Source organism: Mycobacterium senriense (genome assembly GCF_019668465.1).
Taxonomy (GTDB): Bacteria; Actinomycetota; Actinomycetes; order Mycobacteriales; family Mycobacteriaceae; genus Mycobacterium; species Mycobacterium senriense.
Genome location: NZ_AP024828.1, coordinates 662,521 through 679,238, shown reverse-complemented (window position 1 = coordinate 679,238; position 16,718 = coordinate 662,521). Strand labels below are relative to the sequence as shown.

General features: G+C 66.7%; 17 protein-coding genes. 14 read left to right on the top strand and 3 right to left on the bottom strand.

The features are described from left to right. Window positions 1-2 precede the first annotated feature (2 nt). Window positions 3-674 carry a GNAT family N-acetyltransferase gene (locus MTY59_RS03305; RefSeq protein ID WP_221044411.1) on the top strand — a complete coding sequence of 224 codons (672 nt, stop codon included), beginning with the start codon at window positions 3-5 and terminating at the stop codon, window positions 672-674. On the opposite strand, the gene MTY59_RS03300 is transcribed toward MTY59_RS03305, so the two are convergent. Genes MTY59_RS03300 through MTY59_RS03290 form a run of 3 tightly spaced genes read right to left on the bottom strand, consistent with a single transcriptional unit; the run spans window position 671 to window position 3,459 of the window. Then, complete coding sequence (locus MTY59_RS03300; protein WP_221044410.1) at window positions 671-1,603, bottom strand: class I SAM-dependent methyltransferase; 933 nt, start codon at window positions 1,601-1,603, stop codon at window positions 671-673. The genes MTY59_RS03305 and MTY59_RS03300 overlap by 4 nt on opposite strands. After that, on the bottom strand, window positions 1,600-2,532 hold the full coding sequence (locus MTY59_RS03295) for a class I SAM-dependent methyltransferase (protein WP_221044409.1): 933 nt from the start codon (window positions 2,530-2,532) through the stop codon (window positions 1,600-1,602). The genes MTY59_RS03300 and MTY59_RS03295 overlap by 4 nt, the downstream gene beginning before the upstream one ends. Before the next feature lie 9 nt (window positions 2,533-2,541). After that, complete coding sequence (locus MTY59_RS03290) at window positions 2,542-3,459, bottom strand: class I SAM-dependent methyltransferase (protein ID WP_221044408.1); 918 nt, start codon at window positions 3,457-3,459, stop codon at window positions 2,542-2,544. A gap of 278 nt (window positions 3,460-3,737) precedes the next feature. Between MTY59_RS03290 and secY the strand changes: the two genes are divergently transcribed. From secY to MTY59_RS03225, 13 genes are all read left to right on the top strand, one after another. Beyond that, the gene (secY, locus tag MTY59_RS03285; RefSeq protein WP_221044407.1) at window positions 3,738-5,063 is read left to right on the top strand and encodes a preprotein translocase subunit SecY; all 1,326 of its coding nucleotides are present in this window, start codon (window positions 3,738-3,740) and stop codon (window positions 5,061-5,063) included. Next, the gene (locus tag MTY59_RS03280) at window positions 5,060-5,605 is read left to right on the top strand and encodes an adenylate kinase (RefSeq protein ID WP_221044406.1); all 546 of its coding nucleotides are present in this window, start codon (window positions 5,060-5,062) and stop codon (window positions 5,603-5,605) included. Before secY ends, MTY59_RS03280 begins: the two co-directional genes overlap by 4 nt. A gap of 2 nt (window positions 5,606-5,607) precedes the next feature. Next, window positions 5,608-6,411 (top strand): type I methionyl aminopeptidase, encoded by an 804-nt coding sequence (gene map / locus MTY59_RS03275; RefSeq protein ID WP_221044405.1) that lies wholly within the window; start codon window positions 5,608-5,610, stop codon window positions 6,409-6,411. A 59-nt stretch (window positions 6,412-6,470) separates the two neighbouring features. After that, entirely contained in the window at window positions 6,471-7,016 is a 546-nt protein-coding gene (locus MTY59_RS03270; RefSeq protein WP_221044404.1) for a sigma-70 family RNA polymerase sigma factor, read from the top strand. 30 nt (window positions 7,017-7,046) lie between these two features. Further along, entirely contained in the window at window positions 7,047-7,766 is a 720-nt protein-coding gene (locus tag MTY59_RS03265) for an anti-sigma factor family protein (protein ID WP_221044403.1), read from the top strand. A gap of 45 nt (window positions 7,767-7,811) precedes the next feature. Next, the gene (locus MTY59_RS03260; RefSeq protein WP_221044402.1) at window positions 7,812-9,002 is read left to right on the top strand and encodes a flavin-containing monooxygenase; all 1,191 of its coding nucleotides are present in this window, start codon (window positions 7,812-7,814) and stop codon (window positions 9,000-9,002) included. Window positions 9,003-9,011: 9 nt separating this feature from the next. Next, a complete protein-coding gene (locus MTY59_RS03255; protein ID WP_221044401.1) occupies window positions 9,012-10,352 on the top strand; it encodes an FAD-binding oxidoreductase in 1,341 nt (446 codons plus the stop codon). A gap of 92 nt (window positions 10,353-10,444) precedes the next feature. Beyond that, the gene (locus MTY59_RS03250) at window positions 10,445-12,190 is read left to right on the top strand and encodes a thiamine pyrophosphate-binding protein (RefSeq protein WP_221044400.1); all 1,746 of its coding nucleotides are present in this window, start codon (window positions 10,445-10,447) and stop codon (window positions 12,188-12,190) included. After that, window positions 12,171-12,836, top strand: coding sequence for an SRPBCC family protein (locus MTY59_RS03245; RefSeq protein ID WP_221044399.1), 666 nt, complete (start codon window positions 12,171-12,173; stop codon window positions 12,834-12,836). Before MTY59_RS03250 ends, MTY59_RS03245 begins: the two co-directional genes overlap by 20 nt. Window positions 12,837-12,845: 9 nt before the next feature. After that, window positions 12,846-13,865, top strand: a complete 1,020-nt coding sequence (locus MTY59_RS03240; RefSeq protein ID WP_221044398.1) for a 3-oxoacyl-ACP synthase III family protein — start codon at window positions 12,846-12,848, stop codon at window positions 13,863-13,865. Then, window positions 13,865-14,902: a pyridoxal phosphate-dependent aminotransferase gene (locus MTY59_RS03235; RefSeq protein ID WP_221044397.1), complete on the top strand. Its 1,038-nt coding sequence runs from the start codon at window positions 13,865-13,867 to the stop codon at window positions 14,900-14,902. Before MTY59_RS03240 ends, MTY59_RS03235 begins: the two co-directional genes overlap by 1 nt. 34 nt (window positions 14,903-14,936) lie before the next feature. Then, the gene (locus tag MTY59_RS03230; RefSeq protein WP_221044396.1) at window positions 14,937-15,443 is read left to right on the top strand and encodes a MarR family winged helix-turn-helix transcriptional regulator; all 507 of its coding nucleotides are present in this window, start codon (window positions 14,937-14,939) and stop codon (window positions 15,441-15,443) included. A 75-nt stretch (window positions 15,444-15,518) separates the two neighbouring features. Beyond that, entirely contained in the window at window positions 15,519-16,718 is a 1,200-nt protein-coding gene (locus tag MTY59_RS03225) for an FAD-dependent oxidoreductase (protein ID WP_221046240.1), read from the top strand.

Sequence of the window (16,718 nt, the reverse complement as noted above, 5' to 3'; positions counted from 1 at the left end):
CCATGACCGACCAAGACCGCAAAGCCGCCCGCAGGGATATCGCCGACGCACTGCTGAAAGCTCTTGAGCGCCGGCACGAAGTGCTCGACCTGATCGTGGAGGCCGACGACAAATCGGAAGCGGTCGAGGCGATCGCCGGTTTGCTCGGCACCTCGCACACGGGCGCCGAAGCGGTGTTCGGCTTGTCCTTCGACCGGCTGACCAAGGATTCGCGCAAGATCATCCAGGCCGAGCTCGAAGACTTGAACAAGCAGCTGAGCTTCACCCTGGGCGAGCGTCCGGCGAGCTCGGGGGACACTCTCGAGCTCCGGCCGTTCTCCGCGAGCGAGGACCGCGACATCTTCGGCGTCCGCACCGAGGACATGGGTGGCGCGTCGGGCGACGGATCCGGCGGGCAGGCGGGCAACCTCGACGACGAGATCAGAGCCGCGTTGGGCCGTGTCGACGACGAAGAGGCCGCATGGTTCGTGGCCATCGACTCGGGCGAGAAGGTCGGCATGGTGTTCGGCGAGTTGCTCGGTGGTGAGGTGCAGGTGCGGATCTGGATCCACCCCGACCACCGCAAGAAGGGTTACGGCACCGCCGCGCTGCGCAAGTCGCGCTCGGAGATGGCGTGGTGTTTCCCCGCGGTGCCGATGGTGGTGCGCGCACCGGCGGCCAATCCCGACCGTTAGCGCAGAACGGCGTCCACCGCGATGCTGTTCTGCATCGCCTCCATGCTCTCACCCGGCGGGACGTGCAGCCCGGCCTCGGCGAACATGTCCGCGCGGGTGCGCGTCGACACCTGCCAGCCGTGCGCGGTCAGATACGCCGCCGCCGGAGTGCGCTCGCCGCGATAGACCAGCGTCGACACGTCGACATCGAAGCCGAATTGGCCCCACCGCCTGGCCATCGCCTTCGCGCGCTTTTCCAGCAGGTGCGGCGTGCCGCCGTCGTGGTATTCGGTCGCCAGCCGGCTGCCCGGGGCACTGAGCGTGGTGATGGCATCGAAGAGCCTGTCCTGCGCCTCCGGCGGCAAATACATCAACAGGCCCTCGGCGCTCCATGCGCTGGGCTTTGACTCGTTGAACCCCTTGTCCCGCAACGCATTCAACCAGTCATCGCGCAGGTCGACCGACACGGTCCGGCGGTCCGCCGTGGGCTGGGCGCCCAACTTCGCCAGGGTCGTGGACTTGAAGTCGATGACGGCCGGCTGATCGATTTCATACACCACCGTGCCCGCCGGCCAGGCCAGGCGGTACGGGCGTGAGTCCAGGCCGGAGGCGAGGATGACGGCCTGGCGGACGCCGGAAGCGGTTGCGTCGGTGAAGAAGTCGTCGAAGTAGCGGGTGCGCACGGCCATGATGTCGACCATGCGCTGCAGGTTGAACTCCGCATCGGGGTCGGCATCGGCATCGAGACCGCCCGTCTCGTCGGTGATCTCACCGTCGAGCACCCGGATGAAGAACTCGGCACCCACCGCGCGGACCAGCGGGTCGGCGAACGGGTCGTCGATCAGCGCGTCAGGCCGGTTGCCGGCCAGCGCCCGGCACGCGGCGACCCAGGTCGCGGTAGCGCCCACGCTCGAGGCCAGGTCCCAGCTGTCTTGATCGGTGCGTGTCACGACGCCTCCTTGGTCAATGTCGCGGTGACGTATCTGATGTCGCCGAAGGCGGCCATCGAGGGTTGCTCGGGGAACTCAAAACCGTTGGCCGCGTAGAGCTCCGGGGTGGTGTGCACCGACGAGTCCCAGCCGCGCCCGGACAGGTAGGTCACCACGTCGTTGCGTTCGCCGGGGTAGACCAGATCGGCCCAGTTGAGGTCCAGCCCCATGCGCCGCCAGCGTTCGCTGATCTCCCGGCCGCGTTTTTCGATGCGTCCCCGCATGTCGGGCACGTAGCCGGTGCCGATCCTGCTGCCGTTGGCGGACAGCGCGGTGATGTTGTCGAACAGGCGGTCCTGTGCCTCCGGCGGCAGATAGCCCAGGAGCCCCTCGGCGCTCCAGGCCGCGGGTGCGCTCGCGTCGAATCCGCTGTCGGCCAACGCGGCCGGCCAGTCGTCGCGCAGGTCGACGCCCACCGCCCGCCGGTCGGCCCTCGGCGTTGCGCCCAGCTGGGACAGGGTCCGGGTCTTGAACTCGATCACCCGGGGCTGGTCGATCTCGTAGACCACCGTCTGAGGCGGCCAGGCCAGCCGGTAGGCGCGGGTGTCCAGCCCCGAGGCCAAGATGACGGCCTGGCGGATACCGGAGTTGGCGGCGTCGAGGAAGAAGGAATCGAAGAACCGGGTGCGGACCGCCATGCCCTCACCGAGGCGGCGCGGGGTGAACGCCGGATCGTCCTCGGGTGTCTCGATGTCTCCGTTCATCATCCGGATGAAAGCCTCGACGCCGACGGCGCACACCAATGGCTCGGCGAAGGGATCGTCGATCAACGGCTCGGGGCCCTTGGAGGCCAGCGCCCGCCGGGCGGCCACCGCGGTGGCGGTGGCGCCCACGCTGGACGCCAGATCCCAACTGTCGCCGTCTGATCGCCTGCTGTCGGTCTCCGGCATCGCGGTCTCCTAACGGCGCAGGGTGGCGGTGACGGCCACGATGTTGCGGAACTGCGCCATCGCCTCGTCGTCGTGGAATTGCAGGCCGTAGTCGCCGAACAGTTCGCGGCGCGGCCGCGAGGCCACTTCCCAGCCCTTGCCGGTGAGGTAGTCGACGACGTTGCTGCGCTCGCCGTCGAAGAACAGTCCCGACAGGTCGATGTCGCAGCCGACCTTGGCCCAGCGGTCGTTGAACTCCTGGGCCCGTTGCGACATCGTCGTGCCGCCGGTGTCGGGGTGATACTCGGTGGCCAACAAGCTGGCGGGCGCGCTGAGCTCGGTGATGTTGTCGAAGAGCCGGTCCTGGGCGTCGGGCGGCAGGTACATCAGCAGGCCCTCGGCGCTCCACGAGGTCGGCTTCGTTACGTCAAAGCCGCTGGCGCGCAGCGCGGCGGGCCAGTCCTCGCGCAGGTCGATGCTGACCGTGCGCCGCTCGGCTGCCGGGGCGGCAGCCAGGCTGGACATGGTGGTGCTCTTGAACTCGATGACGGCGGGCTGATCGACCTCGTAGACCACGCTTCCCGGTGGCCAGCTCAGCCGGTAGGCGCGGGCGTCCAGGCCGGCCGCCAGGATCACCGCCTGGCGAACGCCGTCGCGGGCGGCGTTGAGGAAGAAGTCGTCGAAGAAGCGGGTGCGCACGGCGATGGAATCCGTCTCCAGCCCCAGATCCTTGCCGCTGCCCTCGTATCCCTCGGAGTCGGCGACCTCACCGTCAACCAGCCGCCGGAAGAAGTCCAGGCCGACGGCGCGCACCAGGGGTGCGGCGTACGGGTCGTTGATGATGGGGTTGGCGGCCTCGCTGGCCAGTGCGCGGGCCGCGGCGACCATCGTGGCCGTGGCACCGACGCTCGAGGCCAAGTCCCAGCTGTCTTGGTCAGTGCGTGTCATGCTGCTCCCAAGTTACTTAGCAAATGCAACGAGTCAGAGGCACTCTACGCCTCACGGCTTACGGGTTCCTGTGTTTTTTGGGCGCGTTGCGGCGGCGGCGCGAACACTTGGTGAAAGGCGCCGCGAGGGGCCGCAGGAAAGGCCCTGACCAGACCTGCCCGGACCAGCTGTTAGTCTCGTACACGGTTTGACGCGCTGTAGAGAAGTCGGCCGTACGTCCTGGCCTGCGGGTGTTGGGCGCGTGATGCAGGAAAACCCCGGCTGCGCAGGAGGAAGAGTTGCTTTCCGCTTTCATCTCATCGCTGCGAACAGTCGACCTGAGACGGAAGATCCTCTTCACGCTTGGCATCGTCGTCTTGTACCGGGTCGGCGCCGCGCTACCGTCCCCTGGCGTCAACTACCCGAACGTCCAGCAGTGCATCAAAGAGGCCAGCGGCGGCGCGGCCGGACAGATCTACTCGCTGATCAACCTGTTCTCGGGTGGCGCGCTGCTCAAACTCACCGTGTTCGCGGTGGGGGTGATGCCCTACATCACCGCCAGCATCATCGTGCAGCTGCTCACGGTGGTCATCCCGCGGTTCGAGGAGCTGCGCAAGGAAGGCCAATCGGGCCAGGCCAAGATGACGCAGTACACGCGTTATCTGGCCATCGCGCTGGCCGTCCTGCAGGCCACCAGCATCGTGGCCCTGGCGGCCAACGGCGGGCTGCTGCAGGGCTGTTCGCTGGACATCATCGCCGACCAGAGCATCTTCACGCTGGTCGTCATCGTGCTGGTGATGACCAGCGGCGCGGCGCTGGTGATGTGGATGGGTGAGCTGATCACCGAGCGAGGCATCGGCAACGGCATGTCCTTGCTGATCTTCGTCGGCATCGCGGCGCGCATCCCCGCGGAGGGCAAGACGATCCTGGACAGCCGCGGCGGGATGATCTTCGGCGCCGTCCTGATCGCCGCGCTGGTCATCATCGTCGGCGTGGTCTTCGTCGAGCAGGGCCAGCGCCGGATCCCGGTCCAGTACGCCAAGCGCATGGTCGGCCGCCGCATGTACGGCGGAACGTCGACCTACCTGCCGCTCAAGGTCAACCAGGCCGGCGTTATCCCGGTGATCTTCGCGTCCTCGCTGATCTACATCCCGCACCTGATCACCCAGTTGATCCGCAGCGGCGCCGGCGGCGTGGGCAACAGCTGGTGGGACAAGTTCGTCGGCACCTACCTGTCCGACCCGAGCGACCCGGTCTACATCGCCATCTACTTCGGCCTCATCATCTTCTTCACGTACTTCTACGTGTCGATCACGTTCAATCCCGACGAGCGTGCCGACGAGATGAAGAAGTTCGGCGGCTTCATTCCCGGCATCCGGCCGGGCAAGCCGACCGCCGACTACCTGCGTTTTGTGCTGAGCCGGATCACCCTGCCGGGTTCGATCTACCTCGGCGCAATTTCGGTGCTGCCCAACTTGTTCTTGCAGATCGGCAACAGCGGAGCGGTTCAGAATCTGCCGTTCGGCGGTACCGCGGTGTTGATCATGATCGGCGTGGGCTTGGATACGGTCAAGCAGATCGAGAGTCAGCTCATGCAGCGCAACTATGAAGGGTTCCTCAAGTGAGAGTCGTTTTGCTGGGACCGCCGGGGGCGGGCAAGGGAACGCAGGCCCAGAAGCTCTCGGAAAAGCTGGGCATCCCGCAGATCTCCACCGGTGAGCTGTTCCGCAGCAACATCGAGAACGGGACCAAGCTCGGCCTGGAGGCCAAGCGCTACCTGGACGCCGGCGACCTGGTGCCCTCGGAGCTGACCAACCAGCTCGTCGACGACCGGCTGAACGACGCGGACTGCGCCAACGGTTTCATCCTGGACGGATACCCGCGCTCGATCGAGCAGGCCAAGGCGCTGCACGACATGCTGGGACGCCGGGGCACCGACATCGACGCGGTGCTGGAATTCCGGGTCTCGGAGGACGAGCTGCTGCAGCGGCTGAAGGGCCGCGGCCGCGCCGACGACACCGAGGACGTCATCCGGAACCGGATGAAGATTTACCGCGCCGAGACGGCGCCGCTGCTGGACTACTACAGCCACCAACTCAAGACCGTCGACGCCGTCGGCACCATGGACGAAGTGTTCGCCCGCGCGCTGCAGGCGCTGGGCAAGTAGGGATGAACCCGCTGGCGCGGCTGCGGAGTCGCAAGGTGGTGCCGCAGCGCAGTGCCGGCGAACTCGACGCCATGGCCGCGGCGGGCGCGGTGGTCGCGGCCGCGTTGCAGGCGGTCCGCGCGGCCGTGGTTTCCGGGGTGTCGACGCTGGGCCTGGACGAGATCGCCGAATCGGTGATCCGCGACGCCGGCGCGGTGCCGTCGTTCCTGGGCTACCACGGTTACCCCGCCTCCATCTGCGCGTCGGTCAACGAGCGGGTGGTGCACGGGATCCCGTCGGCCGCCGAGATCCTGGCGCCCGGTGACCTGGTGTCGATCGACTGCGGGGCGGTGCTGGATGGCTGGCACGGCGACGCCGCGATCACCTTCGGGGTCGGGACGCTGGACGCGGCCGACGAGGCGCTGTCGCAGGCGACGAGGGAATCACTGGAGGCCGGGATCGCGGCGATGGTGCCCGGCAACCGGCTGACCGACGTGTCGCACGCCATCGAGATGGGCACGCGCGACGCCGCGGCCCGCCATTCGCGGGCCTTCGGGATCGTCGAGGGCTACGGCGGCCACGGCATCGGCCGGCAGATGCACATGGACCCGTTCCTGCCCAACGAGGGCTCGCCCGGGCGTGGCCCCCTGCTGGCCGCCGGGTCGGTGCTGGCCATCGAACCCATGCTGACGCTGGGAACCGGCAAGACCGTGGTGCTGGACGACCAGTGGACGGTCACCACCACCGACGGTTCGCGCGCGGCGCACTGGGAGCACACCGTCGCCGTTACCGACGCCGGTCCGCGCATCCTGACTTTGCCCTCCTAGCAGGGCTAGCCTTGAACTAAACGCCCACTCGCCTCGTTTCAGTAGTCGGAGGTGATCGAGTGGCTCGGGTTGCTGGCACGGGGAGGGCTTCCGGGGTAGCCGAGGCCGCTCTGATGAAGGCGCTGTACGACGAACACGCCGCGGTTCTGTGGCGCTACGCGTTGCGGTTGACGGGGGACGCGAGCCAGTCCGAGGACGTGGTTCAGGAGACGCTGCTGCGGGCATGGCAACACCCCGAGGTCGTCGGCGACACCGAGCGCTCGGCGCGGGCGTGGTTGTTCACCGTGGCCCGCAACATGATCATCGATGATCGGCGCAGCGCGCGGTTTCGCAAGGTCGTCGGCTCCACAGACGTATCGGGGGCACCCGAACAGTCCACGCCGGATGAGGTCAATGCCGCGCTGGACAGGTTATTGATAGCGGACGCGATGGCCCAGTTGTCCGCCGAGCACCGGGCGGTGATCGAACGGTCCTACTACCGCGGTTGGACCACCACACAGACTGCTGCAGACCTCGGCATCGCCGAGGGAACGGTGAAGTCGCGACTACACTATGCGGTGCGGGCGTTGCGACTCACTCTGCAGGAACTCGGGGTTACCCGATGAGGGCCTCCGAATGCTTGAGGGGTGAGAAGAATGGATGAAATGAGGACGCCGGTGCAGGATCTCGGCCCTCCCGAAGACCGCTACGCGATGTGGGATGCCGCATACGTGCTGGGCTCCTTGCCGGCCTCGCAACGCCGCGAATTCGAGACGCACATGGCACACTGCCCGGCCTGCCGGGAGGCCGTCGCCGACCTCAGTGGCGTGCCGGCCCTGCTGTCACAGCTCGACCGCCACGAAGTGGCCGCGATCGACCAATCCGGTCCGGCCCCGGAGATGTCTCCGGAATTGCTGCCGTCCCTGCTGGCGACGGTTCGTTGGCGTAGGCGCCGCACCCGGATAGTGACCTGGGTGGCGTCGACGGCCGCGGCCGCGGTGCTGGCCATCGGGGTGTTCGTCGGTCTGCAGGGGTGGTCGTCGACTCCGTCCCAGCAGGTGACCGCATCGTCGGAGCCGATGGCTCAGGTGAGCACAAGCCTGCTGACGTCGACGGTCGCCGTCAGCAGCCAGCACTGGGGGACGTCGATCGACCTGCGCTGCGTGTGCCTGGCTCCGCTGACCGCGCACCACGACACGCTCGCGATGGTCGTGGTGGGGCGTGACGGCAGCCAGACCCGGCTGGCGACCTGGGTGGCCGTGCCCGGCCACACCGCGACGCCCGCGGGCGCGATCTCGACGCCGGTCGATCAGATCGCCGCCGTGCAGGTGGTGGCCGCCGATAGCGGTCAGGTGCTGCTGCAACGCTCACTGTGATTACTGCGCGGTGAACTCAACGCCCTCGTGTGTCGTGACACAGGCATGCCAAGGACGCACCTCGCGGCCGGACTTCGGGACAACCCCGATGCCCTTGTCATCGGAGCCGGGCCCGCGGGTCTGGCCGTCGCACGGCAACTCGATCATCGGCACGGCATCGAAGCGCTCGTGCTCGACCGCGCGGCCGCCCCGGCGATCTCCTGGCGCATGCGTTATGACGACTTCCGCCTCAATACGACCGGGTTCCTGTCTCACCTACCGGGACAACGTATCCCGTTGAGTGCCGGCCGGTGGCCCACCAAGGACGACATGGTCCGCTACTTCGATCGCTACGTTGTGCGGCAGCAAATCCCGCTGATGCTCGGGTGCGAAGTCCACTCGGTCAACCGTCGCGGGGGATTCTGGCAGCTCGATACATCATCGGGCGAAATCCGAAGCCGGACAATAATCCTCGCCACCGGTAACTACGGCGCGCCGGCGGCCCCATCCTGGCCGGGGCTTGAACTCTTTGAAGGCGAGATCGTTCACTCCGGGGAGTTCATCAACGCGTGGCCTTACCGCGGCCGAGACGTGCTCGTCGTCGGGGCGGGTAACTCCGCCGCCGACATCGCCGTGCAGCTGGCCAGCGACGGCGCCCGCCGGATCTGGCTTGCAGTGCGCACACCGCCGCACCTGGTACGACGAGCCATCGGCGGGTTCCCATCGGACATCTTCCTCGAGCTGTCCGCAAGAGTGCCTGCCCGCGTGGTCGATCCGCTGATCGCCCGCATGACTCGCATGATGTGGGGAGACCTGTCCCCCTACGGTTTTCAGCGGCCCACGGTTGGCCTCAAAGCGACTGTCGAGACACGCGGTCGCATTCCCACCCTGGCGGACGGGCTGGTCGACGTGGTGCGGGCGCGGCGCGTCGAGGTCGTCGGCGCCGTCACGAGGCTGGAATCCGACTCCGCCATCCTCGCCGACGGCACATCCGTGACGCCCGAAGTGATCATCACCGCAACCGGGTTCGAGACGAACCTGCGCGGTTTGGTCGGCCACCTCGGTGTCCTTGACGAGCATGGCAACCCGCGCGGCGGCTTCGCCAGCCACGTTGGCGACGGAATGTTCGCGATCGGATACGGGATCCCGCCGAATGGCCCGCTGCGGGCGATCCGGCGGGCCGCCACTCCTCTGGCCGCGAAGGTGGCGGATTACCTCAGACGGACCCAAAACAGCGAACAACTCGCGGCGGTTTAAGGAACACGAATGGCTCTGCCCACCACCGAACGCACTCTCTTCCGCGGCGCAACGGGCTACGAAACGGCCCGTCTCGACACTGTATGGAACGGCCTTGTGCCAGAACGATTCCCGGATGTCATCGTGCAGGCGCTCGACGTCGACGACGTGGTCAATGCGCTCCGTTATGCGCGGGCGAACGGGCACCGCATCGGGGTGCGTTCGGGAGGGCGCAGCTGGGTTGCCAACCACCTTCGCGACGGCGGTCTGCTGCTGGACGTCAGCCGCCTCGACCACTGCAGCGTCGACCCGGAACGGATGGTCGCCGAGGTTGGCCCGGGAAAGATCGCCAGCGTCTTCGCGGCCGAACTCGACGGGCAAAACCTGTTCTTTCCCGCGGGCCATTGCGAGGGGATCTGTCTCGGTGGGTATCTGCTGCAAGGCGGCTACGGCTGGAACAGCCGCTCCCTCGGCCCGGCGTGCGAGAGTGTGCTCGGGCTGGAGGTCGTCACCGCGGACGGCGAGCGGATCTATTGCGATCCCGAGAATCACCCCGACTTGTATTGGGCTGCACGCGGTTCGGGTCCCGGCTTCTTCGGCGTGGTGACGTCGTTCAGGTTACGGGTCTATCCGCGCCCGGCGGTTTGGGGCAGCTGCCTGTATATGTATCCGATTGAACTCGCCGACGAGGTCTTCACGTGGGCGCGCTCGATCAGCGGCGAGCTCGACGACCGGGTCGAATTGCAGATGCACACCGCCCGCAGCTTCCCGGGAGCCGGCCTCAACCGGCCGGGCATCACGATCGCCTCACCCGTCTTCGCCGATTCGGAAGACGATGCGGTCAAAGCCCTTGCCCCGCTGGGCAGTTGCCCGGTCATCGAGAAGGCGATCGTCGGCCTTCCCTATGCTCCGACGAACCTGGCGAATTGGTACACGGCCGTGATGACCAGTTACCCGAAGGGCCACCGCTACATTGCCGACAGCATGTTCACCTCGGCTTCCGCCGAGGAACTACTGCCGGGCATCCACCGGATCATCGCGACCATGCCGCCGCACCCGTCACACTTCATCTTCACGGGCTGGAAGACCTCGCCCAGCCGCGCCGACATGGTGTACGGCCTCGAAGACGACATCTACCTGGCGCTGTACACCATCTGGCAGGATCCCGCGGACGACGAACGGTACCGCGACTGGGCCGCGTCCAACATGGCCGCAATGTCGCACCTGGCGACCGGTATCTCGTTGGCGGACGAAAATCTGTGCCGGCGCCCGGCGCCATTCATCACCCAATCGAACATGGCACGGCTGGAACGGGTGCGCTCGGCCTACGACCCGGACGGCCGCTTCCACAGCTATTTGACACGTATCTAAAAGTGCTGGCTTTCGGCGGGATTCCGCACTCGGAGTGAACTGAAGTTACCCGCCGGTCGTGTCACTGGCATCGTCACGAGTTAGGTGAGCAGATGTTGAGGCAACACCGGGTGGTCGACCACATCGTCGAACACCTCGCGAGCACCGACGCCGGTTACATATTCGGCGTCGACGGCGCCAACATCGAAGATCTCTACGATGCCGCACACTTTTGCGCGGACATCACCGCCGTGTTGGCCAAGCACGAATTCTCCGCGGCCACGATGGCCGACGGGTACAGCCGCAGCGGCGCCGGCCTGGGCGTAGTGGCGGCGACTTCTGGTGGGGGCGCCCTCAATCTTGTTCCCGGCCTCGGGGAATCGTTGGCCAGCCGCGTCCCGGTGTTGGCGTTGGTTGGCCAGCCGGCGACGACGATGGATGGGCGGGGCAGCTTCCAGGACACCAGCGGCCGCAATGGCGCGCTGGATGCCGAGGCGTTGTTCTCGGCGGTATCGGTCTGGTGCCGGCGAGTGCTGACGCCCTCCGATATCGTTACCGCCCTGCCGGAGGCCATCGCGGCGGCACGCGGCGGTGGCCCGGCGGTTCTGTTGTTGCCCAAGGATATTCAGCAGGAGCCGGTCACGGTCCTCGGTTACGACGGGCATACCAGTGACACAGCGCCCGCGGCGCCGAGGATCGGTGACCTCGATCCGGTACTGCGCGAGCTACGGGCCGCTGATGGACCGGTCACGATCATCGCCGGCGAGCAGGTGGCCCGCGACGATGCGCGAGCGGAGCTGGAGATGTTGCGCGCGATGCTGCGCGCGCGGGTGGCATGCGTGCCCGACGCCAAAGACGTCGCCGGCACGCCGGGTTCGGGTTCGTCGTCGGCGCTGGGCGTGACTGGTGTCATGGGGCATCCCGGCGTGGCCGAGGCGGTCGGTGACAGCACGGTGTGCTTGGTGGTGGGCACCCGCCTGTCGGTGACAGCCCGGGCAGGCCTCGACGACGCGCTGACGGCGGCGCGGACGGTTTCGATCGGTTCGGCGGCGCCGTACTTCGCCTGCACTCACGTGCACACGGACGACCTGCGGACCTCGTTGCGCATGGTGACCATGGAACTATCCGGGCGGGGGCGGCCAAGGGGCCTGCGCGTGCCCGATTCCGTGACCGACACCGAACTCAGCCCGCCACCCTGCCGCGGTCCGGGTGTCCGCTACCGCGATGCGCTGACGGTGCTGAACCGGGTGCTGCCCGACGGTGTGGACATCGTCGTCGACGCGGGCAACACCGGTGCGGCAGCCATTCACCATCTGCCGGTCCGGCGTGGCGGGCGGTTCGCCGTCGCGCTCGGCATGGGGGGCATGGGTTACAGCTTCGGTGCCGCTATCGGGATGGCATTCGGGCGCGCCGTGGGCAGCCGGCTCAGCCGGCGCACTGTGGTAATCGCCGGGGACGGTGCTTTCTTCATGCACGGCATGGAAGTCCACACCGCGGTGCAGTACCGGCTGCCGGTGACGTTCGTCCTGTTCAACAACAACGCCCACGCCATGTGCGTGACCCGCGAGCAGTTGTTCTACGACGACCTGTACAGCTACAACCGGTTCGGCCCCAGCCGGCTCGGCGCCGGGTTGGCGGCGATGATCCCGGGGCTCTCGGCGATCGACGTGGCCGACGTCGATGCACTGGCCGCCGCGCTGGAAGGCGCGATGACCGTCGATGGCCCGTCGGTGATCAGCGTCGAATGCTCCGCCGACGAAATCCCGCCCTTCGCAACGTTTTTGAACCAGCAAGCGACCAAACTCTTTGGCCGACCGACACCTCAAGAGGAAAGATCAGATGTCCCTGCCAGCGCTTGACGACATTTACGTTCACACCGGCACCACCGAGCCGATCGAGGGGCTGGTCCGGATCGAGACCTCGCCGCTCGAGAAGACGGCCCCGATGTTCATGGCCCAGATGCGGTCTGTGTACCCGCACGACGAGGTGTTCGGGCGATACTGCACGGTCAGCGACTACGTCGACTGCCCACGCGACGAGCTCTTCGAATACCTGGCCGATACGCGCAGCCTCGAGGAGTGGACGTACACGCTGCGCGACTTCACCCCTACCGACGAGCCCGGGCTGTGGCTGGCTCATGACCGGTTGCTCCCGGAGACCAAGATCTTCACCCGAACGGTGGCCAACGCCCAAGCGGGCACCGTCGACTACCACTGCGCCTGGGACCAGGGCGAGCACCTGTGGATGATCTACCTGATGCGGGTCGTCGATGCGCAGGCGGTGCTGAACAAGCCCGGTTCCGTTGTGCTGTGGACGAATTGCCACCACCCCTTCTACGACAACAACCCGTACACCGACGCCGCGCCGCCGGATCGGACGGGCTGGGTGGGTGACTTCTGGGACATCTTCGGCGCCGGTCACGGGGTGGAACTGCACAACCTCAAGACGATCGCCGAGTACCGCCACCGCAACGGCCTGCCGATCACACCGACCTGGATGAGGTGAGTACTGCACATGAAGCAACCCACCGCGAGCCTGACCGACGTCTCGATCTACCTGCCCGGACAACCCATCGGCGCAGACTATTACGCGCAGTTCGCCGGCTCTGACGAGCTGGCCGACAACCTGATGTTCCGCGCCCCTAAATTCCGCCATCACGTCGCGGAAGATGAAACCGTTGTCGACATGGTCGAGCGGGCCGCCGCGGGTGTCATCGAACGGAACGGCCGCGACGTCATCGCCAACGTGGACGTGCTGATCACCCACTCTCAGATGCCCGACATGCCGTTCTACGGCGGAGGTGGCAGCATCGCTAACCGATTGGGCATGCGACCGAATTGGGTGCTGGATCTGCACAACGGCGGTTGTGCGGCGTTCGTGCTGGGGCTCAAGCTGGCCCGCCGACTCCTGACGTCCGGCGAGGGGCGCACCGCGCTCATCGCCGTCGCGCAGAACGCTGCCGGACAGATCTTCGACCAACCCGGCGTGCGGGCGAAGGCGCAGTCGTCGGTGCCCGGTGACGGCGCCGCCGTGGGCCTGGTCACGCTGTCGAACGATTCACCGATTCTCGATGTCGAGTGCCGCACCTACGGTGAATATGCCGGCGACATGACCATCGCCATCGACCCGCCCCGCAAATGGTGGCAACCCGGACCGGGTGAGGGCTGCATCGGTTTCACCGAAAGCAAGATCACCAAGGTGTTGGCGCGCGGCAACAGGCAGGTTCCCGAAGTCGCGCTCGCGGTCTGCGACCGTATCGGGTTGTCCGCCAAGGAGATCGATCTGCTGGTGACCAATCAGCCCAATCGGGTGTTTCTGCGTAACTGGCGTGAGGCGCTCGAGGTGCCGCCCGAACGTCATCGCGACACCTTCGACGAGTGCGGCAACCTGTTCGGTGCCGGCATCCCCATCAACCTCGACCGTGCGATATCCGAGGGTCAGCTCAAGGCAGGCAACGTGGTGATGATGGCAGCTTTCGCGCACGCCGGCGACTTCGCGGGCGCGGCCGCAGTCCGCTGGGGCGGTCGAGACTGATGTCTGTCGTGCTGGAAGCGGACCCCGTCGAGCCAGGCGGCACATTGCCGGACGCGATCGATCCGCTGGCGCTGTCCCTCAACGAAAACCCGTTCCCGCCGCTGCCGGCTGTGCGTTCGGCTTTGATCCGCTCGATCGACGCCGCGAATCGTTATCCCGAATTCCGCCCCGAACGGATGCGGACACTCGTCGCCGGTCACGTTGGGGTGGGCGACGGGCAGGTCGTGCTCGGAGCCGGGGCGAGCGGGGTGGCGATGCAGGTGTTGCATGCGGTGACGCGGCCAGGTGACCGGATTGTGTTGAGCGAGCCGACATTCGACGGATACCCGATCTTCGCGCGGATGGCCCACCTCACGCCGATCACCATTCCGCTCGACGAATCTGGCCACCACGACCTGCAGGCCATGGCCGAGGCGGCGACGGGCGCCAACGTCGTCGTCCTGTGCCGGCCGCACAATCCGACCGGTACGATGGAACCCGTCTGTGAGGTCGAACGATTCCTGCGCCGCGTGCCAGAAGACACTGTCGTGCTACTCGACGAGGCCTATATCGAGTTCGTCGCCCCACAGCACCGCGTCGGCGGACCTGATCTGGTGCGGCGCTTCCCGAATGTCGTGGTGCTGCGGACGTTCTCGAAGGCCTATGGCTTGGCCGGACTTCGTATTGGCTACGGGTTCGCCTCACCAGAGCTCGCCGCGATCCTGTGGAGGATGCAATTGCCGTTCGGCATGGGGATCACCAGCCTGGTCGCGGTGGCTGCTTCCTATGCGGCCGACGATCAGTTGTGGCAACGCATTCTGCGAATCAGCGGTGAGCGGCAATACTTGTCCCGGCGCCTCGCCGCGTTGGGGGTGTGCACTACCGACGGACATGCCAACTTCGTTTACCTGCCGGCCGCCGGGCGGCACTGGCAACAGGGGTTCGGTGAGGCTGGGCTGAAGGTCCGGCACTACCCCGACGGAGGGGCGCGGATCACCGTGGGGAACCGCGCATCCACCCGCGCGGTGCTGGCCGCGGTGGCAAAGTCACACGCCTGAGGAAAATCACGGCCAAAGTGCGGTAAGAAAGGGCGTGGCCCCTTCCGCATCCGACAAACCCGACCCGATCGCACAGGCGAGGGCGAACTGGACGCGCGCCGGCTGGGGTGACGTGGCGCCGGGCATGGTTGCGGTGACCTCGGTGATGCGGGCTCACCAGATCCTGCTCGCGCGCGTCGAGAACGCGCTGCGACCCTACGACTTGAGCTTTTCCCGCTTCGAGTTATTGCGGCTCCTGGCCTTCAGCCGCAGCGGTGAGTTGCCCATCACCAAGGCGTCTGACCGGCTGCAGGTGCACGTCACCAGCGTCACGCATGCGATCCGTCGGCTGGAAGCCAACGGGCTGGTGCAGCGGGTGCCCCACCCCACCGACGGGCGCACCACCCTCGTGCAGATCACCGATCTCGGCCGCTCGACCGTCGAGGACGCCACCATCACGCTCAACGAGCAAGTGTTCGCTGACATCGGGATCGATGCCGATGAGTCCGAAGCACTCGTGTCGTCCATTGAGACACTGCGGCGCAACGCCGGCGACTTTTGAACCTCCCGTCGACGCCCTACGTGATAGCGGTGGGAGGTCTGCGATGAACCATTGGCCTGCGCGGAACTAACACCGATGCCGCTTCGCATCCTCGTCGTCGGTGCCGGTGTCGGGGGCATCTCCGTTGCCCGGGGACTCATGCGCGACGGGCATGATGTCACCGTCTTCGAGCGCCGCCCAGATTCGCAGCCAGGTGGGGGAGCCGTAACCATTTGGCCCAATGGCGCAAGGGTTTTGGACCAGCTCGGTGTCGACATGGACGGTGTCGGGCAGCTACTGTCCACGGTGTGCGTCATGACACCGACCGGTCGCCGGATCACCACGGTGGACTTGACCACGATCACGGCACGGTTGGGCGCTCCGGTCCGGATGGTCCCGCGTCGGCGCCTGCTTGAACGCCTGCTGGAAGGGTTTCCCGCAGAGCGCATTCGGTTCAACCGCCGTGCCCTCGGTTTCTTCAACACCTGCAATGGGGTGCGGGTCGAATTCGACGACGGCAGCTCGGTCGAAGGGGATCTGCTGATCGGCGCGGACGGTCTGCACTCGAGGGTCCGCGATCACGTTGGCGGACCGGCCGCGCGGCCCACGGGCTGGTGCAGCTGGCAGGGACTTGTGACGCTTCCCGGCCGGGTCGATAGGAACGTCGCGCTCATGATCATCGGCGAGCACGCAAACCTTGGACTGTGGCCGGCTGGAGGCTCGGATCTGCAGTGGTGGTTTGACCTGCCGTGGTCGTCTGATTTCGTCAGACCGCCACGTCCGATCGACATGCTGCGCTCCCACTTCACCGGATGGTCCGAACTTGTTGATCGCGTGTTGGTGGCGTTGAACGATGAGGATCTTGCCCCTTCGCCATTCCCGCATTTCCGGCATCCGATTCCCCGAACGGGCCGCGGCGTTGTCACGCTGCTCGGCGATGCCGCGCACACGATGCCGCCCACCCTTGCGCAGGGGACCAACCAGGCGCTGCTCGACACGATGGTGCTGTGCAGGGCGCTGTCGAATTTTGACTGGACGACTCTTCCCGGCGGCAGGCGTCATCTCGCGAGCGCGCTGCGCCGGTACGAGAAGACCCGGCGTCGCCAGGTCAAGGTCGTGTCGTGGGTGACCACGCAGCAGGTGTCTCGCAGCGAATCCACGCTGAGGCCGGCGGCAATGATCTCGGACCGGTTCATGACCTGGGCGCTGGCGGCTTTCCTGCAAAAGGTGAGTCACAGCCGGATGTCCGCGGAGATCAGTCGAGATCTCGCTACCGCCTTGCCCACGAGCGTCTGA

Bases quoted from the DNA above. Each gene is read 5' to 3' on its own strand.
- MTY59_RS03245 (WP_221044399.1), top strand. From the start codon at position 12,171: ATGTCCCTGCCAGCGCTTGACGACATTTACGTTCACACCGGCACCACC.
- MTY59_RS03260 (WP_221044402.1), top strand. From the start codon at position 7,812: ATGCCAAGGACGCACCTCGCGGCCGGACTTCGGGACAACCCCGATGCC.
- MTY59_RS03235 (WP_221044397.1), top strand. From the start codon at position 13,865: ATGTCTGTCGTGCTGGAAGCGGACCCCGTCGAGCCAGGCGGCACATTG.
- MTY59_RS03305 (WP_221044411.1), top strand. From the start codon at position 3: ATGACCGACCAAGACCGCAAAGCCGCCCGCAGGGATATCGCCGACGCA.
- MTY59_RS03295 (WP_221044409.1), bottom strand. From the start codon at position 2,532: ATGCCGGAGACCGACAGCAGGCGATCAGACGGCGACAGTTGGGATCTG.
- map (WP_221044405.1), top strand. From the start codon at position 5,608: ATGAACCCGCTGGCGCGGCTGCGGAGTCGCAAGGTGGTGCCGCAGCGC.
- MTY59_RS03225 (WP_221046240.1), top strand. From the start codon at position 15,519: ATGCCGCTTCGCATCCTCGTCGTCGGTGCCGGTGTCGGGGGCATCTCC.
- MTY59_RS03250 (WP_221044400.1), top strand. From the start codon at position 10,445: ATGTTGAGGCAACACCGGGTGGTCGACCACATCGTCGAACACCTCGCG.
- MTY59_RS03255 (WP_221044401.1), top strand. From the start codon at position 9,012: ATGGCTCTGCCCACCACCGAACGCACTCTCTTCCGCGGCGCAACGGGC.
- MTY59_RS03290 (WP_221044408.1), bottom strand. From the start codon at position 3,459: ATGACACGCACTGACCAAGACAGCTGGGACTTGGCCTCGAGCGTCGGT.
- MTY59_RS03240 (WP_221044398.1), top strand. From the start codon at position 12,846: ATGAAGCAACCCACCGCGAGCCTGACCGACGTCTCGATCTACCTGCCC.
- MTY59_RS03265 (WP_221044403.1), top strand. From the start codon at position 7,047: ATGGATGAAATGAGGACGCCGGTGCAGGATCTCGGCCCTCCCGAAGAC.